The sequence below is a fragment of the Paenarthrobacter nicotinovorans genome (genome assembly GCF_021919345.1).
Lineage (GTDB): Bacteria > Actinomycetota > Actinomycetes > Actinomycetales > Micrococcaceae > Arthrobacter > Arthrobacter nicotinovorans.
The window spans coordinates 3,456,496-3,481,617 of record NZ_CP089293.1 but is presented as its reverse complement, the minus strand read 5'-3'; the positions used below and the strand labels follow the sequence as shown (position 1 = coordinate 3,481,617).

Sequence of the window (25,122 nt, the reverse complement as noted above, 5' to 3'; positions counted from 1 at the left end):
CGACTACACCAGTGAGTCCCGCCAAGCCCCGTGCAACTGCGCAAAGCGTCCGCCGCCGCTGATCAGCTCGGCGGGCGTCCCGTCCTCGACGATGCGCCCGTCGTGGACCACCAGCACCCGGTCGGCCGTCTCCACGGTTGAGAGGCGGTGGGCAATGATGATGGCCGTTCGGGCAGCGTTCCCGCCTGCGACTCCCTCCAGGAGATGAGCCAGTCCTTGCTGGACCATCCGCTCGGAAGGAATGTCCAGGGAGGATGTAGCTTCGTCCAGAATCAACACGGCCGGCGCGGCAAGGAAGGCCCGGGCAAAACCGATGAGCTGCCGTTGACCCGACGACACACGGCCGCCGCGCTTGTTGACGTCCGTGTCGTAGCCTTCGGGCAGGCTGATGATGAACTCGTGCGCACCAACCGCAGCGGCGGCGGCCTCGATTTCGGCGCGGGAAGCCTCGGGGCGACCCAAAGCAATGTTGTCGGCAACCGAACCGCTGAAGAGGAAGGCCTCTTGGGTCACCATCACCACGGCGCGGCGGAGGTCCGTCGTCGCCAGGTCCCGCAGGTCCACCCCATCCAAGGTGATGGCGCCGGACGTGACATCGTAGAAGCGGGCCACCAGCTTGGCCAGTGTGGACTTACCGGCACCTGTCTGTCCCACCAAGGCAACCGTCTGCCCGGCCGGAATGTGCAGGTCCAAGGTAGGAACAACCAACTGGCCGTCGCTGTAGCCGAACTCCACGCCCTTGAAGTCGATCTCCCCGCGTGAGCTTTTCAGAGGCACCGGGTTTTTCGGCGGACGGACGGTGGGTACTTCTTCCAAGAGTCCGGACACCTTTTCCAGCGCTGCCTGGGCACTCTGGAAGGAGTTGTAGAACATGGCCATCTGGTCCACCGGCTGGAAAAAGCGTTTGGTGGAGAGGATCAGGGCGAGCAGGACGCCTACTGCGAGGTCGCCGCTGAGCACCCGGAAGCCGCCAAACAGCAGGACCACAGCCACGCACACGTTACCGATCAGCACCAGTCCGGGTTGGAAAATGCCGTTCAGGTTGATGGAGCGGACAGTGTTCTTGCGGTAGTCCTCAGCCAGTTGGCCATAGCGGTCCGCGTTCTCGCGCTCCTTGCGGAACGCCTTCACAGCACGGATACCCGTCATGGTCTCCACAAAGTGCACGATCAACCGGGCGGAGACCACCCGGGATTCCCGGAACGCGATCTGCGAGTGTTTCTGGTACCAACGCGCCAGGAAGAACATGGGGACACCGGCCGCGAGCATGATCAGGCCACTCCGCCAATCCAAGGCAAACACCGTGAATGCCGTGAACAGCATGAACAGCATGCCGGAGGCGAGCGAACTAACCCCGGAATCCAACAGCTCTCGCAGCGCTTCCAGGTCCGAAGTTTGCCGGGCGATGATGCGTCCCGAGGTGTACTTCTCGTGGAATTCCAGGCTCAGGCGCTGGGTGTGCCGGAAAACGCGGAGCCGCAGGTCCAGGAGCATCGCCTGGCTCAACCGGGCCGTGGAGGTCACGTAGAGCGCGGTCATTCCGGCCGTGGCGATCGCAGCGGCCAGGTAGAGGGACCCAGCCAGCACCAAGGGCCCGTTGTCGCCTGCCTGAAGTGCCGGCAAGGCGTTGTCGATCCCAAAAGCGATCAGTGCCGGCCCCGCTACGCGGGTGAGCTGCGAAACAACCACCATCACGATCGTCAGCCAAAACCGCAACCGCACCGGGCGGATCAGCGAGGCAAGCAAGGCGAGTGACCGGCGTCGTACGGCTTTGCTGTCTGCTTTGCTGAGGTGGGTGTTGTCCTCGTTGGCGGTGCCAAAGGTGGTGGCGCTCACCGGCGGGCCTCCTCAGCTTCTTCGAGTTCGTCCAGTTCTGTATCAAGGTCCTTCGGACCGGCATCCAGGCTGGCGATGACGTAACGGTAGTGGTCGTTTTCGGCCAGCAGTTCCGTGTGGGTTCCGACGGCGGTGATGGTCCCGTTTTCGAGCAAGGCCACCCGGTCGGCCAACGCCACAGTGGAGGGACGGTGCGCCACGATCAGCGTGGTGGTCTCGCGGAGAACCTCACGCAGTCGGGCCTCAACGCGTTCCTCGGTATTCACGTCCAAAGCGGACAGGGGATCGTCCAGCACCAGGACTTTCGGCTTGGCGGCGATGGCGCGGGCCAGTGCGATGCGCTGCCGCTGGCCACCGGACAGGCTCAAGCCTTCCTCTCCGATGAGGGTGTCCACGCCGTCCGGCAGGGAGTAGGCAAAGTGCGCCTGCGCCACGTCCAACGCCTCATCCAGCGCGGCGTCGCTGGGATCGGGAGCGCCCAGGAGCACGTTGTCCCGGACAGAACTGGAGAAGAGCGTGGTGTCCTCGAACGCCACTGCAACCACCTTGCGGAGCTCGTCGATGTCGAAGTCGCGGACATCCACGCCGTCGATGGTTACTGCACCGGCTGTGACGTCGTACAGGCGGGGGACCAGTTGAAGCAGCGCGCTCTTGCCGCTTCCCGTGATGCCCACGAGGGCCATGGTTTCGCCGGGACGGATGTCCAGGGTGATGTCGTGCAGGAGGGTGCCGCCGTCGTCGAACCCAAAACCCGCATGGTCAAAGCGCAAGGCACCCTTGACGGTTTCCGGCACCACGGCCGTCTCCGGGGAGGTGATGGTGTTCTCGGTGTCCATGACCTCGAAATGCCGGTCCAGCGCGGTCTTGGCCGTGAGCGCCATGGCCAAGAGCATGCCGGAAAATTCAACCGGGGTAGCCACCACGGCTGCGGTCGCGAAAAAGGCGACCAAGGCACCAATGCTGAGCTGACCGCTCGCGGCGAGCATGACGCCAACCACCAGCCCGACACCCAAGGCGAGTTCCGGCAGCAGTGTCACCACCAAGGTGAAACCGGCCTGCTGCTTGGCTTTCGCGATCTCCGTCTGGCGCAGTTCCTCAGCCTGGCCATTGAAGTTCTCCAGTGCCTCGCGGCTCCGTCCGAACGCCTTCAGGACACGGATTCCGTGGACGGATTCCTCAACGGTGGTGGCGAGGTCGCCGGCCTGGTCCTGGCTGAGCCGGGCCACCAGGCTGAAGCGCCGCCGGAACCGGAAAGAATTGATCATGATCGGCACCGCGGCGGCGAGGAAGATGAGCGCCAGCTGCCAGCTCATGGAGAACATCACGCCGACGCCGATGATCACCGTCAGTGTCGTGACCACCAGCATGATCGCGCCGAACGCCATCCAACGGCGCAGGAAGCTGAGGTCCGTCATGGCGCGGGAGAGCAGCTGCCCGGAACCCCAGCGGTCATGGAACGCCACGGTGAGCTCCTGCAGGTGCCCGTAAAGGGTCACGCGCATCCGGGTCTCCACGGTGGTGGCCGGGTTGATCACGAACTGGCGGCGCAGAGCCACCAGTCCTGCTTCGGCGATGCCCAGAGCAAGGATCACGACGGCGGCAATCCAGACGGCGTCCGTGGAACCGCCGGGCTGCAAGGAGTTGTTGACCAGCACCCGCAGCACCTGCGGGATGGTCAACGCGACGATGCTCGCAAGCAAGGCGCAGATCAGGCCCATGAAAAGGCGCGGGAGGATGGGCCGCACGTGAGGGTACAGGCGGCCGACGGAGGTGAAAAATGAGGTTTGCTTGGACATGCCCGCTTCTCAACAGCTGGATCTTCAGATGGTGCGGAGGTAGTTTCCCGTAGCAACTACCCTATGCCATGGCGTGATTCGTTTCACAGGACCACGCACCCCAGGTGAAATGTTTGACCCAGTTATTGGGAATCGTAATGCTGCGCGAGGTTCAGTTGCGTGGCGTGAGCGTCAGCAGTACAGCCTCCGGGCGGCACGCGATGCGGACCGGGGCGAAGCGGGAGGTGCCGATGCCGCCCGAGACGTTCACCGGCGTCGTGAATCCATCGCTTTCCCAATCGTGGAGGCCTTTGGCCCGCCAGGTGGGGAGGTCGCAGTTGGAGACCAAGGCGCCGTAGCCGGGGATGCAGATCTGGCCGCCGTGAGTGTGACCGGCGATGATCAGGTCAGCGCCCGCCTGCGTGAAGTGGTCCAGCACGCGTTGGTACGGAGCATGGATCACGGCGACTTTGAGGTGCGGCCGGGCATCCTGGTTTACAGTGCCGCGGGGCCAGCCGGCGTAGCGTTCGCGGCCCAAGTGGGGATCGTCGACGCCCGAGAAGTCGAACCGCAGGCCGTTGAGCACCACGGACTGGGCGCGGTTGGTGAGGTCGATCCAGCCACTCATGCCGAAGGCGGAGCGGAGCTTGGGCCAGTCGAGCTGGAGGGGCTCGGTTTTAGGTTTCGAAGGACCACGGAAGTAGCCCGCCGGGTTCTTGATCCGTGGCGCGTAGTAGTCGTTGGAACCTGGAACGAAGACCCCGGGGAACTCCATCAGGGGCCTCAAGGCCTGGATGAGGGGGTCAATGGCCTTGGTGTGGCTCAAGTTGTCGCCCGTGTTGACTACAAGATCGGGTTTGAGGTCCGCCAGGGAATGCAGCCATTGCGTCTTCTTGACTTGGCCGGGAACAAAGTGAATGTCGCTCAGGTGCAGGACACGAAGGGGTGCCGAGCCCTCGGGGAGAATCGGCAACGTTTCGTGGCGTACCTCGAACTGGTCCTTCTCCCACCACCCGTAGGCGGCAGCCGCGGTACCTGCGGCTGCCCCGACGGCTGCAGTGACGGCAAAACCGCGCCCGAAGGAACGGGCGCGGTTTGCCAGTGAATCAGCGAACGTCACTCGTTAGTCCTTGCCGGGGGCGTCGCCGCTGTTTCCATTGCCGTTACCGTTGTTGCCGGTTCCGGTGGACGGCGCGGGGTTTGGTGCCTGCTTCGGCGCGGACGGCGTGGTGTTCGACGGCGTGTTGTTGCGTTGCGGTGTCGGCGCACCAGTCAGGTTGGACGGCGGCTGCTGGAACGGGTTGGTGCCGTAGGCCGGAGCGACGGCCAACATGTAGTTGGTGAACTGCGGGCCGGCGATCATGTAACCGTCAACGAACTCGTAGAACTTGCCGTTGACAGTGAGATTGCGTCCGTAGCGCGACTGGTCACCCAACGGGTCTCCGAACCAGGACGCTGTGGCGAGACCGGTGGTGTAGCCAACAACCCAGGTGGAGCCGTTCGAGTCGTTGGTGCCGGTCTTGGCGGCAACAGGGAAGTTCTTGGAGTTCAAGGCAGGGCGGATCAGCGAGCCGGAACCTTGATCCAGCACCTTGCCCATGGCGTAGGCCACGCCCCGGGCTACCTCAGGTTTCACGGCGTCCTTGCAACTGGACGACTGGGCCGGAAGATCAGCGCCGGATTGGTCCTTTACCGAAGTGATGGCGATGGGTGCACAGTACTTCCCATCTGCTGCGAAGGTTGCAAAAGCTGCGGCCATGGTCAGGGGGGCGGTCTGGGTTGCACCGATCAGGTTAGACAGTCGAGTCATAGGCACCTGCGGGTTTGGATCCGTGACCTTGCCGGTGCCGTCTCGGGTTGGGAGCCCTCCGTGGATGCCGGTGGCGTCTACGATCCCTTGAATGCCACAGAGATCAACCTGTGAGGCAGAGGCGAACGTTGCAGTGTTGATCGAGTTCATGAGGCCGTACAGCACCGTCATGTTCCTGTAGTAACCCTCGTCAGAGTTCTGAAGGTCGAAACTGCCAGGCACGTTTCTGTCGTAGAAACCGTCGACTGGCGTCGGACAGGTGTTCTTCCACGGGAAGTTCTGCGGATAGTTCCGTCTGGAAGCATTGATGGTGGTTTCCATCGACTTCCCCTCATTCAGCCACTGGGCGAACGTGAAGGGTTTCATCGTGGAACCGGGCTGGAATCCACCGATGCCGTTGAGGTCATTGCCGTTGGCGTCAAGGACGTCCACGTTGAAGTTCTGGGTCTGATCGAACTTGCCCTCTTGAGGGAGCCACACGGTGTTCTGAGCCATGCTGACGATCTGTCCCGTGCCCGGCTGGACAGAGACGATTGAGGCGCCCCACTTGTCCGGGTTGGCACCCGCCGTGGCGTCAACCTGCTGCTGAGCTACGTTCTGGGCGGTCGGGTCGAGCGTGGTCTGAATGGTCAGGCCGCCGCGCATAACGCGCTTTTCGCGTTCCTCCGTGGTGTCACCGTAAGCCGGGTTGTTCAGCAGGAGGTGCAGAACATAGTCGCAGAAGTACGGAGCCATGGTGGCGTAGGCGCAACCCTGGCGGGCCGGGGTTACCTTGGTGGTCACGGGCGTGGCGACAGCTTCGTCGTACTGGGCCTGGGTGATCTTCTTCTGGGCCAGCATGGCGTTCAGGACAAGGTCGCGCCGCATCTTCGAGTTGTCCGGGTTGGTGATCGGATCGAAGGCAGACGGGCTGTTGACCAGGCCGGCAAGCAGCGCAGCCTGGGGAAGCGTCAGGTCTTTGGCGGTGGTGCTGAAGAAGAACTTGGACGCAGCTTCGATGCCGTAGGCATCGCGGTTGAAGAACACGATGTTGAGGTAGCCCTCAAGGATCTGCTCCTTGGAGAACTTCTTCTCCAGGGCGATCGCGAGCTTCATTTCGCGGAGCTTGTCGCCAACGCCCTTGTTAACACCGTTGAGGAGGACGTCGTCACCCTTGCCCGACGCCACCAGTGACTCGTTGATGACGTTGTTCACGTACTGCTGGGTGATGGTGGACGCACCCTGCTTGTTGCCGCGGGCGGTGCTCACCAGTGCTCGCATGATGCCGGTGGTGTCGATGCCGCCGTGCTCATAAAAACGGCTGTCCTCGATGGCGATGACAGCGTCCTTGATGAACGGGCTCATGGAATCCAGCGGAACTTTGGTGCGGTTCTCTGCGTAGATCGAGGCGATCGGCGTACCGTCCTTCGCCAGGATCGTGGTGTTCTGGCTGGGCGGATCCACTTGGAGCTCCGCCGGCAGAGTGTCAAAGAACTGGATTGAACCACTTGCGGCACTGCCCGAGACGGCAGCGGCGGGGACCAAAAGTCCCGCCACCAGGACGCCACAGATCGCACTCACGCCAAGGAAACCTAAAATCTTTCCGAGGGTGGTGGCAGTATCGAATATGGGGTTCTTGCGAGTCACCATGTTTTCCAGTTTACCGGCAAGGGCTAGGCTTTCTGTCATGACCAAATGGGAGTACGCCACGATTCCGCTCATTATTCACGCCACCAAGCAGATCCTGGACCAGTGGGGCGAGGACGGCTGGGAGCTTGTCCAGGTTGTCGGCGGCCCCGATGGCAAGGGCCTTGTCGCATACCTTAAGAGGGAGAAGCAGTAACCATGACCACCCCCGCAGAAACCACCTCTCCCGCGGAATCCGGCGCCCCGACGTCGGCCGTTGAGCAGCGTCTCGCCGAGCTCGGACTGACCCTTCCCGAGGTCGCCGCCCCCGTAGCCGCCTACGTCCCTGCCGTCGTCTCTGGCAACTACGTTTACACGTCCGGACAGTTGCCCTTTATTAACGGCAAACTCGAAGCTACGGGCAAGGTGTCCTTGGGCGAGTTGGGTGCCTCGGACGAGGCAACTGTTGATCCCGAAGAAGCCAAGCGCTACGCCGCCGTCTGCGCCATTAACGCACTGGCTGCCGTCAAGAGCGTCATCGGCGACCTCGACCGCGTAACCCGCATCGTGAAGGTCGTCGGATTCGTTTCCTCCGAACCCACCTTCACCGGCCAGCCCGGCGTCATCAACGGTGCGTCGGAACTTCTCGGACAGGTATTCGGCGACGCCGGCATCCACGCACGTTCCGCCGTCGGCGTTTCCGTGCTGCCCCTCGACTCTCCCGTAGAGGTCGAGCTCATCGCTGAATTCAGCTAAGGAACCGGTTCACCCAATTGCCGCAGCTTGCCCGCCGATTGTTTGTCCTCCCTCCCGAACTTGAGGGGGCAGCACAAAACTGGCTTGAACTCGGCGAGCGGACCCCCAGGGCCGCCCGCTACGCATCATCCGTTGTTCTTCTGCGCGACTCGCCCTCCGGCTTGGAGACCTGGCTTGGATACAGGCCAGGCTCCTCGCCGTTGGGCGTTGTGGCGTTCCCGGGCGGTTCCCTGGACCCGTCCGACGACGACCCCGTCGGTTGGGTAGGCCCCTCACCCCAGCATTGGGCTGAGCAGATGGGAACAGACGACGTCGGACTCGCCCGCCGTCATGTGGTGGGTGCCATCCGTGAACTGTTCGAAGAAACGGGCGTCCTGTTGGCCGGACCCGACGCTTCCTCCACAGTGGAGGCCAACTCCACTGTGGACTGGATGCGTGCCCGCGAAGCCGTGGCCTCCCAGGAGAAGTCCTTCACGGAGATGCTGACCAAGCGTGGGCTTTCCCTGCGGACGGATCTGCTGAAGCCGCTGGTTAACTGGCTCAGCCCGGACTTTGCGCACACCCGCTTCAACACCCGGTACTTTGCCGCAACCGTGCCGGTGAACCAGCAGCCCAGCATCCTTGGCAGCAAAGGCGTATGGGGCCGATGGGTGTCCGCCGCAGAGGCCATTGCCCTCCGCGAGACGTCTGCCCTCGGCGACGAAATCGCCCAGCCAAACACTGTGGGCCTGGCCCTTGGGCAGCTATTGGTGCCGGGCTCCGAAATCATGCTGGAAAAGATGGCCCACGCCAACGGGTGCATCGCGTACCTGAGCTACAAGCGCAAAGCTCACGTCTACCAGCCCAAACTGGTGGACGAGGGCGGCATCCTGATGCTCGAAGTCGAAGCCGCCAAGACCGTCGCGGGGGAGCCCCAGCGCGAACGCTGACGCTTGCTCACGTTCCGCGTGCTTGAGCCTGATGCTTCCTCACGTTCCGCGTGCTTGAGCCTGACGTTTGCTCACGTTCCGCGTGCTTGAGCCTGACGCTTGCTCACGTTCCGCGTGCTTGAGCCTGATGCTCCCTCACTGGACAACAAAAAGCCGCCCCGGTTCCAAACCGGGGCGGCTTTTCTTGCGCTTTAGCGTGAACGCTGGCGGAGGCGCTGCATGTCGAGAATGACGACGGCGCGGGCTTCCAACCGCAGCCAGCCACGCTGGACGAATTCGGCCAGTGCCTTGTTGACGGTCTCGCGGGAAGCGCCCACAAGCTGGGCCAGTTCTTCCTGCGTGAGCTCGTGGGCAACCAGGACGCCGTCGGTGGCCGGGCGGCCGAAGCGGTCGGCCAAGTCCAGGAGTGCCTTGGCCACGCGGCCGGGTACATCGGAGAAGACGAGGTCGGAGAGAGAGTCGTTGGTGCGGCGCAGGCGGCGGGCCAGTGCCTGCAGCAACTGTGCGGAGACCTCGGGACGCGTGCGAAGCAGTGCGTTCAGGCTCTCGTTCTTGAGGCCGGCAAGGCGGGTCTCGGAGACAGCCGTGGCCGTCGCCGTACGGGGGCTGGGGTCGAACAACGCCATTTCGCCGAAGAGTTCGCCCGGGCCGAGGATGGCCAGCAGGGACTCGCGGCCGTCGGGGGAGGTGCGGCCGAGCTTCACCTTGCCGGAAACGATGAAGTAGAGCTGGTCACCCTGGTCGCCTTCGCGGAACACGGAAGCCCCGCGTGAAAGGTCCACCTCTGTGAGTTCGTCCGTCAGCAAGCGGAATGCGTCGTCGTCAAGGGTGGCGAAGAGGGGTGCGCGGCGCAATACCTCGATGTCCATGAAATCTCCTGAATATAAGTTTCGGTCGTGGCGCTCCAGCCATTGTTTCAGAATTTTTGAGCTTCTGTGACGTACTTGGCACGCGAAACGCTGAAATGGCGCGGGTTTGGGGCGTTCCAGGCCCCAAACGACGGCACGAAAGAGGCGTAAGACCGCCCTGCCGAGGTGATGTGACTAACGGTTGGCTGTCAGGGTGCACAACTACAATTGGCGCTACCCGGCTATGAGGAGCATTGGTGTTTGGCTTGACGATATTGGATTTGGCATTGATCTTGATGCTCCTGTCCTACCTGATCTATGGCCTGCGCAACGGCTTTATGGTCACTTTGGGCGGAATTGCAGGATTCATTGTTGGCGCCATCGCGGCGTTCATTGCCGTACCTCTCGTCAGCAACTGGGTGACCGACAGCGGTTGGAGGCTGACCGCCACGGTGGGTGCCGCCGTCGTACTTATCGCGTTGGGACATGGGCTGGGAACCATGATCGGGCGCAAAATCCGCCACGCGGTGCGGATCAAGCCGCTGCATGCCGTGGACCGGCTGATCGGTGGCGTCGTGAGTGTGGTGGTTGCCGCGCTGGTGATGTCCATGTTGGCCTTCAGCATCAGTTCTTTGGGCGTGCCGTTCGTGTCGCAGCAGCTGGCGGAATCCCGCGTGATCCGCTACATCGACAACATCACGCCCACACCGGTCAAGAGCACCATGGCGCAGTTGCGCTCCACGGTGATCGGCGACGGCATTCCGAAGCTCATTGAAGGCATCGGCCCCGTAACGCCCGTGCCCGTTCCCAATGCGTCCACGGACACCCCTGCGTTGAACCAGGCCGCGGAATCCGTACTGAAGATTGCCGGTACGGCCTTCGAATGCGGCCAGAACCAGACCGGGTCCGGATTCGTCGTATCGCCCGGGCGCGTCGTCACCAACGCGCACGTGGTGGCGGGCGTGTCGCAACCCGTTGTGGAAGTTCCCGACGGCGGTGCGTTGCCGGGTCGCGTGGTCTACTTCGACCCCCAGCGGGACATTGCGGTCCTGGCCGTGGACGGACTGCAGTCCAGCCCTCTGCCTCTGAGCCCGGACCTGCCTGACGGAAGCCCCGCCGCTTTCGCCGGCTACCCGCATGGCGGTCCGTTCCAGTCCAAGCCCGCCACGGTGCAAGGAATTTCGCCCATTTTGGTGCCGGACATTTATGGCAACAATCCTTCCCCGGAGCTCGTGTACAAGCTTGCCGGCGACGTTCAACCGGGCAACTCCGGCGGCCCATTGCTGACGATGCAGGGCCAAGTGGCGGGCCTGATCTTCGCCAAGACCACCACGGACGCCGCCCTGGGATTCGCCTTGACCATGACCGATCTGGAACCGGTAGCGGCCCAGGCTCCCGGACTCAGCGAATCGGTCTCCGCCGGGCAGTGCACCCGCAAGTAGCGGCTCTTCTCTCACATGGTGAGTGTTTTAGCTTGGTGCTCTCTCATACTTTGGTCGTGATTCCCGGACACCCGCGAGCAGCTATAGATTGGGAGCCATGACTGAAGCCACCCCCGCCACCGAAGCCGGTCGCGGCACCATCCTTGTGATCAATGGACCCAACCTCAACCTTCTGGGCACGCGCGAACCCGAGAAGTACGGAACCTCCACGCTGGCCGACGTCGAGCAACTCGCCATGACGGCAGCCGCGGCCCACGGGTTCACCGTTGACTGCGTGCAGTCGAACCACGAAGGCGACCTCCTGGATGCGATCCACGCAGCCCGCGGAACCGCCGTCGGAATCGTCATCAATGCCGGGGCCTTCACACACACGTCCGTGGCTCTCCGCGATGCCCTCGCGGCGGTGCAGCTGCCCGCCGTCGAGGTCCACATCACCAACGTCCACCAGCGCGAAGAGTTCCGCCACCACTCGTACCTCTCCGGCGTCTGCAACGCGGTCATCGCCGGTGCCGGGGTCCTGGGCTACAAGCTGGCCATCGAATACCTGGCAGAGGCCGTCTAAACCCCTGCAGGTGAGTGAGGGTTCCCGGGAAGCCCGTGGGAGGTGAGCGAGGGTTCCCGGGAAGCCCGTGGGATGTGAGTAAGGGTTCCCGGGAAGCCTGTGGGTTGTGAGCGAGCGTCAGAGGGCGGTGAAACGCAGGAGGACTGCGTGCTCCGGGTTCAGGACGGGCATCGGCAGCCCCACTTCGCCCAGGAACCGCCCGGTAGCCTCTGCCCCGGAAGCCAGCCACGGTGCCGGCTTGGCCTCGATGAACGTGTGTCCGTAGTCGGCATCGACGGGGGTCGGGAACAGAAGCTCCACCCGGTAGGAACGTAGAGGATCCAACCCCGGGATCGCCACCCGCCCGATGCGCTCGGCGAAGCTCGTCGCCGTCTTGACCACAGCGAAAAGCGCCGCGGTGGCACCCGCCGGAGTGCCGCCGTCGTGCTCTGAAGCCACGACGCCGTGCACCATCAGCAACTCGTCCGGCACGTCGGCCCGCACCATCCGCCCACTGTGGATCAACGCGCGGTGCTCCTTGTACAAGGCGATGAAGCGCTTGAGCTCCTCGCGATCACCCCCCGTGACAGGGCGGACGTCCCACTCCATCCCGAAGTGACCGAACAAGGCCGTGATGGCGCGGAACGAAAGGTCGTGGGTGCGTCCGGTCGTATGGGACGTGGCCGGCCCGATGTGCCCGCCGACGAGTTCGGGCGGAACCACCAGGCCGGTCCAGCGCTGGATTGTTTGCCGTTCAAGGGCGTCGTTGCAATCCGAAGCCCAGATCCGGTCCGTCCGCTCCAGGATCCCGAGGTCCACGCGGGCGCCTCCGGAGGAACAACTCTCGATTTCCACGGTGGGGTGCGCCGCCCGGAGGGCATCGAACAACCGGTAGGCGGCCAAGGTCTGCTCATGGACCGAGGCGCGGCCGCCATGACCGTGTTCCAGGAGATCCCGGTTCTGGTCCCATTTGAGGTAGCTGATGGTGTTTTCGCGCAGCAGGGTGTCGATCCGGTCGTAGACGTACTGCCAGGCTTCGGGATTGACGAGGTCGATGACGTGCTGCTGGCGCCATTCGAGCGGAAGCCGGCCGCCGTCCTTGTACGAAGCAGCGGAAGGGCCCACGATCCACTCGGGATGCTCACGGGCAATGTCCGAATCCAGGTTCACCATTTCCGGCTCCACCCAGAGCCCGAATTCCATACCGCGGGACGTCACGGCGTCGATCAAAGGAGTGAGGCCGGCGGGCCACAAAGTCTCATCCACGTACCAGTCACCCAGTCCGGCGTTGTCGGACCGACGCCCCCGGAACCAGCCGTCGTCGAGGACGAACCGCTCAACACCGAGCTCGGCAGCAGAACCCGCCAGCTCGATCAACGTGTCCAGGCTGTGGTCGAAGTAGACCGCCTCCCAGGTGTTGAGGACCACTGGGCGCGGTGTGCCCACATGGTGCGGACGCGAGCGGAACCAGCTGTAAAACGCCTCGCTGATGCCGTCCAGCCCACGGTCCGAGTAGGCAGCAAACAGCGCAGGCGTCGTGTAACTTTCGCCGGGCTGCAAGACGACTTCAGCGGATCCAAGCAGCTCGGATCCACCCACCATGGTCCGGCCATCGGCAACGCTGTCGGCAAACTGCTCGTGATTGCCGCTCCATGCCAAGTGAGTGGCCCACACTTTGCCGTGGCGGTTGCCAAAGCCCGCGGTCCCGGCGGCAAGAAGCAGCGATGAATCGTGGCCTGTGCGGCCGTGGCGTCCGGTGCGGACCCAGGTTCCTTGCTGGATCGCCCGCCGCTGCGGGTGCCGTTCACGGCACCAGCGCCCGGTCAGGTCCAGGAGTTCGACGGCGTCCGGCGCCACCGGGAGCATGGTTGCCAGCTCGTCCACCTGGAAAGGCGACGAGCCGTCGTTGGTGGCAGTGTGCCGCATTTCGAGAAGCCCGCCCGGGTGCAAGGTGAGGTTGCTGGTCACCGAGATGCCGGCGTCGGGATCTGACTGAAGCACGACGGCGGTGGTGCCGTCCGTCGTCGCACGCACCACGCGCAGGCGAACGGAGAAGTCAAAGCCGGGTACGCCGTCGGTGATGCGGTGGCCGCGGAGCCCTTGCCTGCCCTGCCACGATGACGATGCTTGGGGGAGGAGCCCGGCGGGGACATTGGCGTCGATGGACGACGGTGGGATGGGTTCGTTGAGGATGGCAAGGTCCGGCAGGGAATCGCCCAGATCTGCTCCCCAGTGGGTGATCTCAGCCTCTCCACGGTGGGTGCTGATCACCAGGCTGGTACCTGCGGAACGGAGATGGAGCGGTTGCATGTTGTGAGTCACTTTCAGCTGGGGTGGGCTCTGGGCCCTGGACGAAAAAGTTGTGGGGCCCGTTCTGCGCGCCTGAGGGGCGTCAGAGTGCGCAGAGCGGGCCCCACAACGGGAGGGTTGTTACTACTTCGCGAAGAGTGCGTTGACTTGCTCGTTGGCGGCTGTCAGCGAGCTGGCCGGGGCCTTGCCGGCGAGCACCGCGTCCACGGCAGGCTTCATGATTCCGGAAACCTTGGAGGCGTTGTCCGTGATCGGGAGCATGAAGGTGGTCTTGTCCTTCACATGCTGGGTGAAAGCGCTGACGTCCACGTTCTTGGCCTTGAAGGCGTCTGCGGCCTTCTCGGAGGAGGTGGTGATGGCCGGGAAGACAACAGCCTTCGAAGCTACGACGTCCTGGCAGGCGGCGGAGCCGAGGTATTCCACCCACTTGACGGCGGCGTCCTTCTTCTTGGTGCCGGCCCACACGGAATCGGCCAGGCCGTTGAACATGGAAGCGCGCTTGCCATCGGGGCCCTGGGGCGTGGGGGCGATGCCGAGGTCGATGCCCTTGTAGCTGGTGTACTGGCCGATCATCCAGGAGCCGTTGCTGTTGATGGCGGCCTTGCCTGCACCGAAGTTGTCGGCGGCGTTGGCGCCAACGGTGGTTTCAAGCTTGGGCATGTAGCCCTTCGCAGCGAGCGAAGCCCACCAGCCGATGGTGTCCTGGAGCTTTTTGTCGTCGTAGTTGAAGTGGGTGCCCCAAGGGTTCTTGTCTGTGGTGGTCCAGCCAGTGGTGGCGGACAGGTAGCTCCACTGGGTCTGGCCGGCGTTCTCGGCATCGGAACCCGGGAGGCCCAATCCGTAGACGGCAACGTTGTCCTTGTCGAAGCCGGCTTCGTCGCCGCGCTTGCCGTTCTTGTCGACCGTGAGGTGGGCGATGACCTTCTCGTACGTGCCGCCGTCCTGCGCGTTCCAGGTCAGGGAGCCCATTTGTTCCGGGGTGATGCCGGCGTCGGCGGCCATTTTCTGGTTGTAGAACAGTGCCACGGTGTCCCAGTCCTTGGGCAGGCCGTAGCGCTTGCCGTCCTGGCCTACCCAGAGATCAGCGAGGCCTTCGTTGTACTGGGAAAGGTCCACGTTGTCCTTCGAGACTGCGTCATCGAGGGCCACCAGCTGCTTGGTCTTGAGGAAGTCCGGGTACTTGGACAGGTGGTCCGTGAAGACGTCCGGTGCAGTACCGGAGGCCATGCCGTTGGTGAGCTTGGACCAGTAGTCGTCCCAACCGGTCTGGGTGATCTTGACGGTGATGTCCGGGTTGGCTTTGGTGAAGTCGGTTGCGCACTGCTGGTAGGCGGGGAGCTGGTTGGCGTCCCAGAGCCAGTAGTTGATCTCGCCCTTGGCAGAGTCTCCGCCGGAACTGCCTCCGGAGTTTCCGCCGGAGCAGGAGGACAGTGCGAGGACGGCGGCTGCCGCGACGGCGACGGCGCCGATTGCCTTCTTGTTCATCATGGTTGGTCCTTTCAGGACTGGATGGGTGCGTGCCGGCACATGCCGGTTTCCGCGTGAGCAGGTGGAGAGAGCTATTTGGTGCCGTTGAAGCCGATGGAGTTGACGATCCGTTTGCCGAAGATGGCGAAGAGGATCAGCACGGGCGTGGCGGACACGAGCGTTGCGGCCATGAGCCCGGACCAGTCCGGAGCGCCTTGCGGGGACTGGGATTTGAAGACTCCCAGTCCCACGGTGAGCACCCTGGATTCCTCGGACGTGCCTACGAGCAGGGGCCAGAAGTATTCGTTCCACTGACCCATGAAGGTCAGCAGCGCCAAGGTCGCGATCGGGGCAGCGGCGTTGGGCATGATGATCTGGAAGAAGATCCGCCAGTGCTTGGCGCCGTCGAGCATCGCAGCTTCTTCCACTTCCCTGGACATGTTCAGGAAGAACTGGCGCATGAAGAAGATCGCGAACGGCGTCATGAACAGGTACGGCAGCACGAGTCCGAGCATGGAATTGAGCAGGCCCAGGTTCTTCACGAGCAGGAAATTGGGCAGGGCGGTGAAGATCGGCGGGACGAGCATGGTGGCAAGGAACAAGGAAAAGACCGCGTCGCGCCCTTTCCACCGCAGCCGGGAGAATGCGTAGGCGGCCATGGAGCTGAAGAACACCGCGCAGGCTGTCGTGATGCCGGCGAAGAGCAGGGAGTTCCACAGGTACTGCCAGAAATTGATCGAGGCGCCGGAGCCGCCTTCTGCGATGGCTTCGGAGGCAGTCTGGAGGCCGAAGACCCGCTTGAACGCGCCCAGGTTGAAGTCGGCCGGGAGCAGGTTGGCGGAGTTGGCGGCGAGGGAGCCGTTGGAGGACAGGGCCGTGCGCAGCACCCAGTAGAAGGGCAGGATGCTGACGGCGATCGCAAGGGTGAGGAGGGTCAGGGCGATGGCGCGGCGCCAGTTGAAGGGGCGGCTGAACGGGCGACGGCGGCCGGTGTTCGTGGGTGAGGTGAAAGTGGTCATGGCGTGTCCTTAGTCCAGGTCCGACTGGTTGCCGCGGAGGAATTTCATCTGGATAAAAGCGACGATGGCGAGGATGAGGAAGAGGATGACAGCCAGGGCGGATCCGTAGCCGAAGTCCTGCTCGTTGAAGGCGCGCTGGTAGATGTAGAACTGCAGCACGCGGGTGGCATTGACGGGACCGCCGGCTGTGGTGACCGCGACGGTGTCGAAAACCTGGAAGGAACCGATCACGGTTACTACCAGGACCAGTACCAGAACGGGTCGCAGCAGCGGGAGGGTGATCCGCCAGAAAGTGTTCATGGCCTTGGAACCATCGATGCTGGCGGCTTCGTAGACGCTGTTCGGGATGGCCTGGAGTCCGGCGAAGATCAGGAGGGCTGTGTAACCCATGTGCCGCCAGGTGTTGATGAGTGCTTGGGTGGGGATGGCCCATTGCTCGCTGCCGAAGAAGGCTACGCGGGGCAGTCCGGTCCATTCGATGATTTGGTTGATGATGCCGATCTGGTAGTCGAGCATCCAGAACCACAGGAGAGCCGCGATGACGTTTGCCATCAGGTACGGCATCAGGAGCGCACCGCGGATGATGGTCGACTTTGCGACGCGGTGCATCAGGATTGCCAGGCCCAGGGCCAGCGCCGTCTGAAGGACGATGTTGATCACCACGTATTCCGCCGTGACGCTCAAGGCGTTCCAGAACAGCGGATCCTTGAGAATGCGTTCGTAGTTCCGTGCGCCGATCCATTCCGGGTCGCCGAGGATGCTGTACTCGGTGAAGCTGAGGTAGATGCCCCGGATGGTGGGGACGAGGTAGAAGAGGATCAATCCGACCATCGCTGGAGCTATGAAGAAGAGTGCGACCTTCAGGTCTCCGATGCCGCGGAACCCGTCGGATGGTTTTCCCCGCTTCCGTGACTTCCGCGGCGCCTTGGCCGAGAGCCCCGGATCCGGTTGCTTGGTGAGCGTGGTCATCGTCGACCCTTTCGTGGGAGTGATGCTGGTAACAACTGGAGGCGAATCTACACGAGTAGATTTTGGCTTTGCAATAGCGGACGCATGATTTTGATGAAAAATGTTCAGAAATGTTGTTTCTGTTGACTCGTGTAGATCGTGATGCGAAACTCGTCCGTACGTGTCATGCGACAGACAAACGGCTGCACCCGTAGCCACAGGAAAGGTAAACAATGACGTTTTCGATAGGTGTTGTGGGCGCCGGGCAGTTCGGCAGCCAGTTCGCCCACCTCTTCAAGCTCCACCCCGGTGTCAGCGAGGTCTACGCGGTGGACGAGCTGCCTGAACGCGCCGCCGCAGCGCAGGAGCGCTGGGGGCTGGACGGCACCATGGCCTCCTTCGAGGATCTGTTGGAGTCCGACGTCGATGCTGTCGCCATCTTCACGCAGCGGTGGACGCACGGACCCTTGGTGGAGCAGGCCCTCCGGGCCGGAAAGCACGTCTACTCAGCGGTTCCCATGGCCATCTCCGAAGAAGAGATCGAGCGCATCATCGAGGCCGTCCGCGAGACGAAACTGGTCTACGCCATGGGCGAGACCAGCTACTACAACCCCGCCACCGTCTTCGCCCGGCAGCAGCACCAAGCCGGCAAATTCGGCCGGATCTTCTACACCGAGGGCGACTACGTCCACGACATGGACCTCGGCTTCTACGAGGCCTACCAGTACAGTGGCGGGGAACGGTGGAAGGAAACTGCCAGCTACCCGCCCATGCTCTATCCCACGCACGCCATCGGCGGGGTCCTGGGCGCCGTGCCCGGACATGCGGTCAGCGTGAGCTGCATCGGGGTCAAGGACCAGCGGGGCGACGGCGTCTTCGACAAGGACGTCAGCATGTTCGCCAATGACTTCTCCAACGCGACCGCACTGTTCGAAATGAACGACGGCGGTGCGATGCGGACCAACGAGATGCGCCGCGTGGGCTACCCCTCGCACATCCGGGAGTCCCGGTTCCGCTTCTTCGGCACCGAAGCCAGCTTCGAGCAACTGGCAACCACCACAGTGTGGCAGGACAAGTCCACCGTGGAAGACGTATCCGAGCAGGTGGAAACGAAGCCCACCATGTCCGCCGACGATCCCTCACTGGCTGACGTGGCTCCGGAGCTGCGGGACGCCTTCATCTCAGGACTGGCCCCGGTTCACGACCAGTCCCGCCTCCCGGAAGAGTTCCTCGGGGCGCCCAATGGACACGAGGGCAGCCACCAATTCCTGGTGGACGACTTTGTGACGGCCGTGAACAACCGCAGCCTTCCGCCGGTCAACGCTTGGGTGGCTGCCCGCTTCACCCTTCCCGGCATCGTGGCCCACGAGTCCGCGCTTCGGGGCGGGGAGCGTCTTCCCATCCGCGACTTCGGTGATGCTCCCGTGGAGTAGCTAGCATTTACCCCATGACAACAACAGCTGTACAAACCCCGCGCGGCCCGGTTACACGCAAAGACGTGGCCAGGTACGCCGGGGTGAGTACCGCCGTCGTGAGTTATGTGGTGAACGGTGGGCCCAAGAATGTGGCCCCGGCAACGGAAGCCAAAGTCCGCGAAGCCATCCGCGTCCTCGGCTACCGGCCCAACGCCGCGGCGCGCGCGCTGAAGCTGGGTTCCAGCGAAACCATCGGCGTGGTGGTGCCGGACAACACCAACCCGTTCTTCACCCAGCTTGCCCACGCGGTGGAGGACGCCGCGGCCGAACTTGGCTTCGGCATGGTGCTGACGAACTCGGACGGAAGCCTGACCCGCGAACGCAAGAACATCCGGACCCTCGCTGCCCGGCAGGTGGATGGGGTGTTCCTGGCCAGCTGTGTGTTCGATCCCGATGTCACCGAACTGGAAGCCTCGGAAATCCCGGCTGTCCTCCTGAACAACGCAGGATCCCCGCCCGGCTTCAACAGCGTCGGAGTGGACCTGGAGGCCGGGGCACGGGCGGCGGTGGGTCACCTGATCGGCCATGGACACCGCAACATCGGCCTGGCGATCGGTACCAACACAGGCAACCAGTTGGATGGCCGTGAGGTCGGCTGGCTCGCCGCCCTGCGTGAGGCCGGGTTGCCGGACGGCCCGATGCTCCACGGCCCCTTCAGCCGTCCCGGAGGCTACGAAGTGGGCAAGCGGTTCCTCTCCATGGCGAACCGTCCCACCGCCATCTTTGCCAGCAATGACATGCAGGCCATCGGCATTCTTCGCGCCCTCCACGAAGCCGGTGTCCGGGTTCCCGACGAGTTGGCCCTGGTCTCGTTCGATGGCTCCCTGGACGCCGAATACAGTTGGCCGGCCCTCACCACGGTTGCCCAGCCGGTCAAAGCGATGGCACAAGCGGCAGTCCGGGCCCTGGTGGGCAAGGGGCGCGGCGAGGAACTGCAGCACCAGATCCTGCCTACCGAGCTCATCATCCGGCAGTCGTGCGGCTGTCAATAGCGCGGGCAGCGGGGCCTGCGGGCAGGGGGCTACGAGTCCATGCTCGCGTAGCGCTCCGGGCGGGCCAGCACCTGGCCGATCTGCGCAGTGCCGGCCGCGACAGCCAGACGGACCAGCAGGAAGCCGGCCGCGAACACCCCGCCGATGGTCAGGAACACCACAGGCTGGGTCAACAGGACGGCACCTGTCAGCGGCAGGACCAGGAGCGCGGCAGCGGCTGCGGAAATGCCCGCCACCAGGAACAGGGGCGACATCACCGCCTTGACCCGTGCCGCCACCATCAGTTTCCGGGGCATTCCCACCCGGTCCAGGGCTACCAGTGTCGAGGCCCGGTCAAGGACTGCCGCAGCTTGGTTCACCCCGGCTGAGCATGCCACCATCAGGAACGAACCCAGCAGCGTGATCATCACGCCGGTATTGATGTCCCGGACCAGCAGGGCGGTTTCGTCCCCCGCACTGCCTCCCATGGTGTCGGCCACCGCCATGCCCACCCCGACGAAGACTCCCACAAAGCTGGTCATCGCGACGCCCCCAACTTGCCGCCACGATTCCTTGGGACTCTCCAGTACGGTCCTTGCAGCCAACAACTGCTCCGGCCCCTTGGCACGCTTCAACTGCGAGGATGCCCGCAGGCGCAGGATCCAGGGGCCCATGAGGTTCAGCGCCAGCAGGGCCAAACCGAAGCAGCCGCCCATCACGGCGATGATCACAATGAAGGCCCCGAAGCTGCTGAGCATCCCCATCGCCACCACTCCGGTCACCACAACAACAGCCGCAATGAGACCGCGAACCCAATGGGCGCCGTCGGCCGTCTGCCTGGTCCGGACGCCCAGCGGCGTCACCACCACCTTCCGCAGTCCCAACGCGGCGCTCGCCGCTGCGAGAACGCAGACCGCCAGGACACAGCCCAGGATGGAAGGAACGGACAACCACGCGTGGCCGCCGATCGCCTGACCGCGGAACTGGATCAGGCCCAGGAACGGAGCCGCGCAGGCGTACAGTCCGGCACCGGCCACCGCGCCTACAGCTGCCAGGGCGGTGGACTCAATGACCGTCATCCAGACCACCGTCGCGCTGTTCGCGCCCAGCAGCCGCAAGGAAGCCAAGCGGTCATCACGACGCCGGGCGGCCAGTCGCGCGGCTGAGGCGCCGAGGGTCAGCAACGGGATGATGAGCAGGACCATGGCGACGACGGCCAAGGCCTGGTAAGTGCCGGCGATGTCGTCGGTCCAGGACCAGAAGACCTGTGAGCCACCGGCAACGGTGAGCAGGAGGGCAGTGACGGTCCCGAACGCAAGGATGGGCAGCCCGGCGTCGCGAAGGGCGGTTTCGCGGAGGCTGCTGCCACTGCTTCGCGCGAGATACGGGGTGAGGCGCAGGGCCAAGCTGAGGCTAGACATTGAAGGCACCCTTGAAGTTGGTGGTCGCGGGAGCCGCCTGGACCGGACTGGCAACGGTGCTGCCGCTGTCCGCCACGATCCTGCCATCGCGGAGTTCCACCACGCGTTGGCAGCGCGCCGCCACATTGGGATCGTGGGTGACAACCAGCAGGGTCCGCCCGTTGGCGGCCACAGAGTGCAGCAGCACATCAAGGACCTCGGCTGACGTTGCCGAGTCCAGGGCGCCGGTGGGCTCATCGGCAAAGACCACCCTGGCACCTGTCACCTGGGCACGGGCGATGGCCACACGCTGGACCTGTCCGCCGGACAGTTCACCGAGCCGGCGCTGTTCCATACCCGCCAGGCCCAGGGCCGCGAGCCACTCCGCAGCGCGGGACTCGGACGTCGGGCGGTCGGTGCCGTTCAGCATCAACGCCAGGGCGACGTTCTCCACGGCAGTCAGTTCCGGCAGGAGCATTCCCTGCTGGAAGACGAAGCCGAACTCTTCGCGTCGCAGGCGCGAGAGTGCCGCGTCCCCCAGGCTGTCCAACCGGAGCGGCGCCGAGGGAGTGCTCAAGGTGATGGAGCCGGCGTCGGGCCTCAAAATTCCGGCGAGGCAATGCAGAAGCGTCGTCTTGCCCGAACCTGACGGCCCGATGATCGCGATGGATTCCCCGGCGTTCGCAGTGAAGTCGACGTGGTCCAGGGCGATGCTGCCGGGGTAGTGCTTGGTGAGTTGCTGAGCGTGGAGGATGGCGTTCATAAGACCAGCATCGCCAATGAGCCCACGCCGCAGCGTCCGTCTACCGGGTGAACTCTGCGCGCCGGCCTCCACCCGGGGTATGAGGGCTTACGCCTCCGCGATCCTCAGTTTCGCGACGCTTTCAGCCAGTACGCGGCGCGCATCTTCCCCAAGAAGCGAGTCGGTAATGAGTTCATCCGTCTCTTCCAGCTGGGCAATCGAGGCAATGCCCACCACGCCCCATTTGCTGTGGTCGGCAAGGACAACGGTGCTGCGTGCCGAGGCCATGAAGGCGCGGTCGGTCTCTGCCTCCAGCAGGTTGGGAGTCGTGAAACCGGCTTGCGCGTCCATGCCGTGGACACCCAGGAAAAGCAGGTCAAGGTGGAGCTGCTTCAGCGAAGCGGTTGCGATCGGGCCTACCAGGGCGTCCGACGGGGTGCGCTCGCCGCCGATCAGGATCACCGTGGATCCGAAGCGGCCAGGGCCCGAGGAAGCGCCGTGGTGGAAAAGATCCGCAATCCGCACGGAGTTGGTCACCACGGTGATCCGGGGCCCATTGACCAGTTCCTTGGCCAGGGCCCAGGTGGTGGTACCCGCACTCAGGCCAATCGCCATGCCCTCCTGGACCATGGAAGCAGCCTCGACGGCGATGGCATGCTTTTCGGCGGTAAGCTGCGTGGATTTCAGTTCGAATCCGGGTTCGTGGGTGCTGGCGTCGCCGGGCAGCTTGGCTCCGCCATGGATGCGCTCAACCCGGCCCGTTTCCTCGAGGGCTTCGATGTCCCGGCGAACGGTCATGGGGGAGACACCCAGCTGTTGGGCAAGATCAGAGACCCGCACCACGCGTTCGCGCTGGACGGCATCGATGATGGCGGAGTGGCGTGCTGCCTGAAGCATCAGGGCCTTTCTGGGATCCTCGTCAAACATGGGTCTGAGTCTGGCTCCAGTCTAGGGCGCGGCCCCCGTTTAAAGGCGTGACGACGCCATTAAACGCACGACGTCGCCGCTCACCCGGGAGGTGGGCGGCGACGTCGTTTTGCCGGGTCCGGGACGCTACTTGCGCAGCGACTCGGCGATCTGGGTCATGATTCCGGGGTCGGCCAGGGTGGTGGCGTCGCCGGTGTCGCGGCCTTCCGCGATGTCCTTGAGGAGACGGCGCACGATCTTGCCGGAACGGGTCTTGGGCAGTTCCGGGACGATCAGCAGCTGCTTGGGCTTGGCGATCGGTCCGATTTCCTTGCCCACGTGGTTGCGCAGTTCCAGCACGGTTTCGTCGCCGTTGTTCACGGCGTCACCGCGGAGGATGACGAACGCGACGACGGCCTGGCCGGTAGTCTCGTCAGCGGCACCGACCACTGCTGCTTCCGCGACGGACGGGTGGCTGACGAGGGCGGATTCGATTTCGGTGGTGGAGAGGCGGTGGCCGGAGACGTTCATGACGTCGTCCACGCGGCCCAGGAGCCAGACGTCGCCGTCTTCGTCCTTCTTGGCACCGTCGCCGGCGAAGTACATGGCCTCGAAGCGGGACCAGTAGGTGTCCTTGAACCGCTCGGGGTCGCCCCAGATGCCGCGGAGCATGGAGGGCCACGGTTCGCGGACCACCAGGTAGCCGCCTTCGCCGTTGGCTACCGATTGGCCGTTTTCGTCCACCACGTCCACGGCGATGCCGGGCAGCGGAACCTGCGCGGAGCCGGGCTTGGTGGCGGTCACGCCGGGCAGCGGGGCGATCATTTGCGCGCCGGTTTCGGTCTGCCACCAGGTGTCCACGATCGGGGCCGGGTGTTCCTTCTTCTCGCCGTTCTTGCCGGCGTTGCCGCCGATGACGTCCCGGTACCACATCCACGCTTCGGGGTTGATGGATTCACCCACGGAGCCGAGGACGCGGATGGAGGAGAGGTCGTACTTGTCCGGGATGTCCCGGCCCCACTTCATGAACGTCCGGATCGCGGTGGGGGCGGTGTAGAGGATGGAGACCTTGTACTTCTCCACGATTTCCCACCAGCGGCCCTGGTGCGGGGAGTCGGGGGTGCCTTCGTACATGACCTGGGTGGCGCCGTTGATGAGCGGCGCGTAGGTGACGTAGGAGTGGCCGGTGACCCATCCGACGTCGGCGGTGCACCAGTACACGTCCGTTTCGGGGTGGAGGTCGAACACGGCTTTGTGGGTGTAGGCGCCCTGGGTGAGGTAGCCGCCGGTGGTGTGCAGGATGCCCTTGGGCTTGCCGGTGGTACCGGAGGTGTAGAGGATGAACAGCGGGTGCTCGGAGTCATGCCCGACGGCGGTGTGCTCGTTGGATGCCTTGTCCACGGTGTCGGACCACCACAGGTCGCGGCCTTCCACCCAGTTGACGTCCTCGCCGTTGCGCTTGACCACCACGACGTTCTGGACCGTATGACCGGGCTTGGAGAGGGCTTCGTCCACCGCTGGTTTCAGGGCGGAGGGCTTGCCGCGGCGGTAGGTGCCATCGGCGGTGACCACCAGCTTGGCTTCGGCGTCCTCGATCCGGGAACGCAACGCGTCAGCGGAGAAACCGCCGAACACCACGGAGTGCACGGCACCGATCCTGGCGCAGGCAAGCAACGTGATGACCGCTTCGGGGATCATGGGCAGGTACACGGCCACACGGTCACCCTTGGCAACACCGAGGGCTTCGAACGCGTTAGCGGCCTTCTTGACCTCTTCGGTCAGCTCCGCGTACGTGTAGCTGCGGGTGTCGCCGGGTTCGCCTTCAAAGTAGATGGCAACGCGGTCGCCCAGGCCGTTCTCCACGTGCCGGTCCAAAGCGTTGTAGGCCGCGTTGATCTCGCCACCGACAAACCACTTCGCGAACGGCGGGTTGGACCAATCCAAGGCCTCGGTGAAGTCCTTATCCCAGGTCAGCAACTCCCGCGCCTGCTTGGCCCAGAACGCGGGGCGGTCAGCCTCAGCTTCTTTATAGGCATCCGCTGACGTGATCGCGTTCGAAGCGAACTCCTCCGAAGGCGCGAACTTGCGGTTCTCGTGAAGGAGGTTTTCAAGCGCCTCTACGTGTGGGGCCTGCCCGTTCTGAGCCGAAGAAGCTGCAGCGGTGGCCGTGGATCCGGTGGTGTCCTGGGACATGGTGAACCTCATTATTCATCGATCTTTGCTGCGCGGAGCCCGCCGTGAGGTCCGCAGAGTATTGTCCGCCTTCCACACTATCGCCTCGAAAGGTCCTACGTGTGCGTGGTCACAAACGTGGCAGCGAGCGGCGCATTTTTAGCGCCGAA

At 64.0% G+C, this 25,122-nt stretch carries 20 protein-coding genes; 7 read left to right on the top strand and 13 right to left on the bottom strand.

What is annotated here, in order from left to right:
• Positions 1–3: 3 nt before the first annotated feature.
• The 4 genes from JMY29_RS16110 to JMY29_RS16095 form a co-directional block, all read right to left on the bottom strand.
• On the bottom strand, positions 4–1,836 hold the full coding sequence (locus JMY29_RS16110; protein WP_189075415.1) for an ABC transporter ATP-binding protein: 1,833 nt from the start codon (positions 1,834–1,836) through the stop codon (positions 4–6).
• Entirely contained in the window at positions 1,833–3,632 is a 1,800-nt protein-coding gene (locus JMY29_RS16105; RefSeq protein ID WP_110503674.1) for an ABC transporter ATP-binding protein, read from the bottom strand. The genes JMY29_RS16110 and JMY29_RS16105 overlap by 4 nt, the downstream gene beginning before the upstream one ends.
• Before the next feature lie 151 nt (positions 3,633–3,783).
• Complete coding sequence (locus JMY29_RS16100) at positions 3,784–4,731, bottom strand: metallophosphoesterase (RefSeq protein ID WP_189075414.1); 948 nt, start codon at positions 4,729–4,731, stop codon at positions 3,784–3,786.
• A 3-nt stretch (positions 4,732–4,734) separates the two neighbouring features.
• A complete protein-coding gene (locus JMY29_RS16095) occupies positions 4,735–7,050 on the bottom strand; it encodes a transglycosylase domain-containing protein (RefSeq protein ID WP_035733280.1) in 2,316 nt (771 codons plus the stop codon).
• A gap of 37 nt (positions 7,051–7,087) precedes the next feature.
• Between JMY29_RS16095 and JMY29_RS16090 the strand changes: the two genes are divergently transcribed.
• Genes JMY29_RS16090 through JMY29_RS16080 form a run of 3 tightly spaced genes read left to right on the top strand, consistent with a single transcriptional unit; the run spans position 7,088 to position 8,711 of the window.
• On the top strand, positions 7,088–7,243 hold the full coding sequence (locus JMY29_RS16090; protein WP_011775990.1) for a DUF4177 domain-containing protein: 156 nt from the start codon (positions 7,088–7,090) through the stop codon (positions 7,241–7,243).
• Positions 7,244–7,245: 2 nt separating this feature from the next.
• Positions 7,246–7,782, top strand: a complete 537-nt coding sequence (locus JMY29_RS16085; protein WP_018777050.1) for a RidA family protein — start codon at positions 7,246–7,248, stop codon at positions 7,780–7,782.
• A gap of 17 nt (positions 7,783–7,799) precedes the next feature.
• Positions 7,800–8,711: an NUDIX hydrolase gene (locus JMY29_RS16080; RefSeq protein WP_018777049.1), complete on the top strand. Its 912-nt coding sequence runs from the start codon at positions 7,800–7,802 to the stop codon at positions 8,709–8,711.
• 191 nt (positions 8,712–8,902) lie between these two features.
• On the opposite strand, the gene JMY29_RS16075 is transcribed toward JMY29_RS16080, so the two are convergent.
• On the bottom strand, positions 8,903–9,580 hold the full coding sequence (locus tag JMY29_RS16075) for a Crp/Fnr family transcriptional regulator (RefSeq protein WP_011775987.1): 678 nt from the start codon (positions 9,578–9,580) through the stop codon (positions 8,903–8,905).
• A 236-nt stretch (positions 9,581–9,816) separates the two neighbouring features.
• On the opposite strand from JMY29_RS16075, the gene JMY29_RS16070 reads away from it, so the two are divergent.
• Together JMY29_RS16070 and aroQ are read left to right on the top strand one after the other, a co-directional pair.
• Positions 9,817–11,001 (top strand): MarP family serine protease, encoded by a 1,185-nt coding sequence (locus tag JMY29_RS16070; RefSeq protein ID WP_110503676.1) that lies wholly within the window; start codon positions 9,817–9,819, stop codon positions 10,999–11,001.
• A gap of 97 nt (positions 11,002–11,098) precedes the next feature.
• On the top strand, positions 11,099–11,563 hold the full coding sequence (gene aroQ, locus JMY29_RS16065; protein ID WP_018777047.1) for a type II 3-dehydroquinate dehydratase: 465 nt from the start codon (positions 11,099–11,101) through the stop codon (positions 11,561–11,563).
• Positions 11,564–11,680: 117 nt separating this feature from the next.
• Here aroQ and JMY29_RS16060 read toward each other — a convergent pair whose 3' ends face one another.
• From JMY29_RS16060 to JMY29_RS16045, 4 genes are all read right to left on the bottom strand, one after another.
• Entirely contained in the window at positions 11,681–13,852 is a 2,172-nt protein-coding gene (locus JMY29_RS16060; protein WP_189075413.1) for an alpha-galactosidase, read from the bottom strand.
• A gap of 123 nt (positions 13,853–13,975) precedes the next feature.
• Positions 13,976–15,340 carry an ABC transporter substrate-binding protein gene (locus JMY29_RS16055; RefSeq protein ID WP_018777045.1) on the bottom strand — a complete coding sequence of 455 codons (1,365 nt, stop codon included), beginning with the start codon at positions 15,338–15,340 and terminating at the stop codon, positions 13,976–13,978.
• Between the two features lie 71 nt (positions 15,341–15,411).
• Positions 15,412–16,338, bottom strand: coding sequence for a carbohydrate ABC transporter permease (locus JMY29_RS16050; RefSeq protein WP_039242850.1), 927 nt, complete (start codon positions 16,336–16,338; stop codon positions 15,412–15,414).
• 9 nt (positions 16,339–16,347) lie between these two features.
• Complete coding sequence (locus tag JMY29_RS16045) at positions 16,348–17,307, bottom strand: carbohydrate ABC transporter permease (RefSeq protein ID WP_189075412.1); 960 nt, start codon at positions 17,305–17,307, stop codon at positions 16,348–16,350.
• A gap of 212 nt (positions 17,308–17,519) precedes the next feature.
• On the opposite strand from JMY29_RS16045, the gene JMY29_RS16040 reads away from it, so the two are divergent.
• A complete protein-coding gene (locus JMY29_RS16040; RefSeq protein ID WP_064721405.1) occupies positions 17,520–18,719 on the top strand; it encodes a Gfo/Idh/MocA family protein in 1,200 nt (399 codons plus the stop codon).
• Between the two features lie 14 nt (positions 18,720–18,733).
• Positions 18,734–19,753 (top strand): LacI family DNA-binding transcriptional regulator, encoded by a 1,020-nt coding sequence (locus JMY29_RS16035; protein WP_039242847.1) that lies wholly within the window; start codon positions 18,734–18,736, stop codon positions 19,751–19,753.
• A gap of 29 nt (positions 19,754–19,782) precedes the next feature.
• On the opposite strand, the gene JMY29_RS16030 is transcribed toward JMY29_RS16035, so the two are convergent.
• The 4 genes from JMY29_RS16030 to acs all read right to left on the bottom strand — a co-directional run bounded on the left by JMY29_RS16030 (position 19,783) and on the right by acs (position 24,973).
• Positions 19,783–21,153: an FtsX-like permease family protein gene (locus tag JMY29_RS16030; RefSeq protein WP_229778570.1), complete on the bottom strand. Its 1,371-nt coding sequence runs from the start codon at positions 21,151–21,153 to the stop codon at positions 19,783–19,785.
• Positions 21,146–21,895 (bottom strand): ABC transporter ATP-binding protein, encoded by a 750-nt coding sequence (locus JMY29_RS16025; protein ID WP_018777039.1) that lies wholly within the window; start codon positions 21,893–21,895, stop codon positions 21,146–21,148. The genes JMY29_RS16030 and JMY29_RS16025 overlap by 8 nt, the downstream gene beginning before the upstream one ends.
• Positions 21,896–21,982: 87 nt before the next feature.
• Entirely contained in the window at positions 21,983–22,771 is a 789-nt protein-coding gene (locus JMY29_RS16020; protein WP_055973002.1) for a DeoR/GlpR family DNA-binding transcription regulator, read from the bottom strand.
• Positions 22,772–22,927: 156 nt separating this feature from the next.
• Positions 22,928–24,973, bottom strand: coding sequence for an acetate--CoA ligase (gene acs, locus JMY29_RS16015; protein ID WP_189075411.1), 2,046 nt, complete (start codon positions 24,971–24,973; stop codon positions 22,928–22,930).
• Positions 24,974–25,122 lie beyond the last annotated feature (149 nt).

What these genes read in the sequence shown, in the direction of transcription:
- aroQ (WP_018777047.1), top strand. Translation starts at nt 11,099, where the DNA reads ATGACTGAAGCCACCCCCGCCACCGAAGCCGGTCGCGGCACCATCCTT.
- JMY29_RS16075 (WP_011775987.1), bottom strand. Translation starts at nt 9,580, where the DNA reads ATGGACATCGAGGTATTGCGCCGCGCACCCCTCTTCGCCACCCTTGAC.
- JMY29_RS16020 (WP_055973002.1), bottom strand. Translation starts at nt 22,771, where the DNA reads ATGCTTCAGGCAGCACGCCACTCCGCCATCATCGATGCCGTCCAGCGC.
- JMY29_RS16030 (WP_229778570.1), bottom strand. Translation starts at nt 21,153, where the DNA reads ATGTCTAGCCTCAGCTTGGCCCTGCGCCTCACCCCGTATCTCGCGCGA.
- JMY29_RS16050 (WP_039242850.1), bottom strand. Translation starts at nt 16,338, where the DNA reads ATGACCACTTTCACCTCACCCACGAACACCGGCCGCCGTCGCCCGTTC.
- acs (WP_189075411.1), bottom strand. Translation starts at nt 24,973, where the DNA reads ATGTCCCAGGACACCACCGGATCCACGGCCACCGCTGCAGCTTCTTCG.
- JMY29_RS16035 (WP_039242847.1), top strand. Translation starts at nt 18,734, where the DNA reads ATGACAACAACAGCTGTACAAACCCCGCGCGGCCCGGTTACACGCAAA.
- JMY29_RS16040 (WP_064721405.1), top strand. Translation starts at nt 17,520, where the DNA reads ATGACGTTTTCGATAGGTGTTGTGGGCGCCGGGCAGTTCGGCAGCCAG.
- JMY29_RS16055 (WP_018777045.1), bottom strand. Translation starts at nt 15,340, where the DNA reads ATGATGAACAAGAAGGCAATCGGCGCCGTCGCCGTCGCGGCAGCCGCC.
- JMY29_RS16045 (WP_189075412.1), bottom strand. Translation starts at nt 17,307, where the DNA reads ATGACCACGCTCACCAAGCAACCGGATCCGGGGCTCTCGGCCAAGGCG.
- JMY29_RS16105 (WP_110503674.1), bottom strand. Translation starts at nt 3,632, where the DNA reads ATGTCCAAGCAAACCTCATTTTTCACCTCCGTCGGCCGCCTGTACCCT.
- JMY29_RS16090 (WP_011775990.1), top strand. Translation starts at nt 7,088, where the DNA reads ATGACCAAATGGGAGTACGCCACGATTCCGCTCATTATTCACGCCACC.
- JMY29_RS16060 (WP_189075413.1), bottom strand. Translation starts at nt 13,852, where the DNA reads ATGCAACCGCTCCATCTCCGTTCCGCAGGTACCAGCCTGGTGATCAGC.
- JMY29_RS16095 (WP_035733280.1), bottom strand. Translation starts at nt 7,050, where the DNA reads ATGGTGACTCGCAAGAACCCCATATTCGATACTGCCACCACCCTCGGA.
- JMY29_RS16025 (WP_018777039.1), bottom strand. Translation starts at nt 21,895, where the DNA reads ATGAACGCCATCCTCCACGCTCAGCAACTCACCAAGCACTACCCCGGC.
- JMY29_RS16085 (WP_018777050.1), top strand. Translation starts at nt 7,246, where the DNA reads ATGACCACCCCCGCAGAAACCACCTCTCCCGCGGAATCCGGCGCCCCG.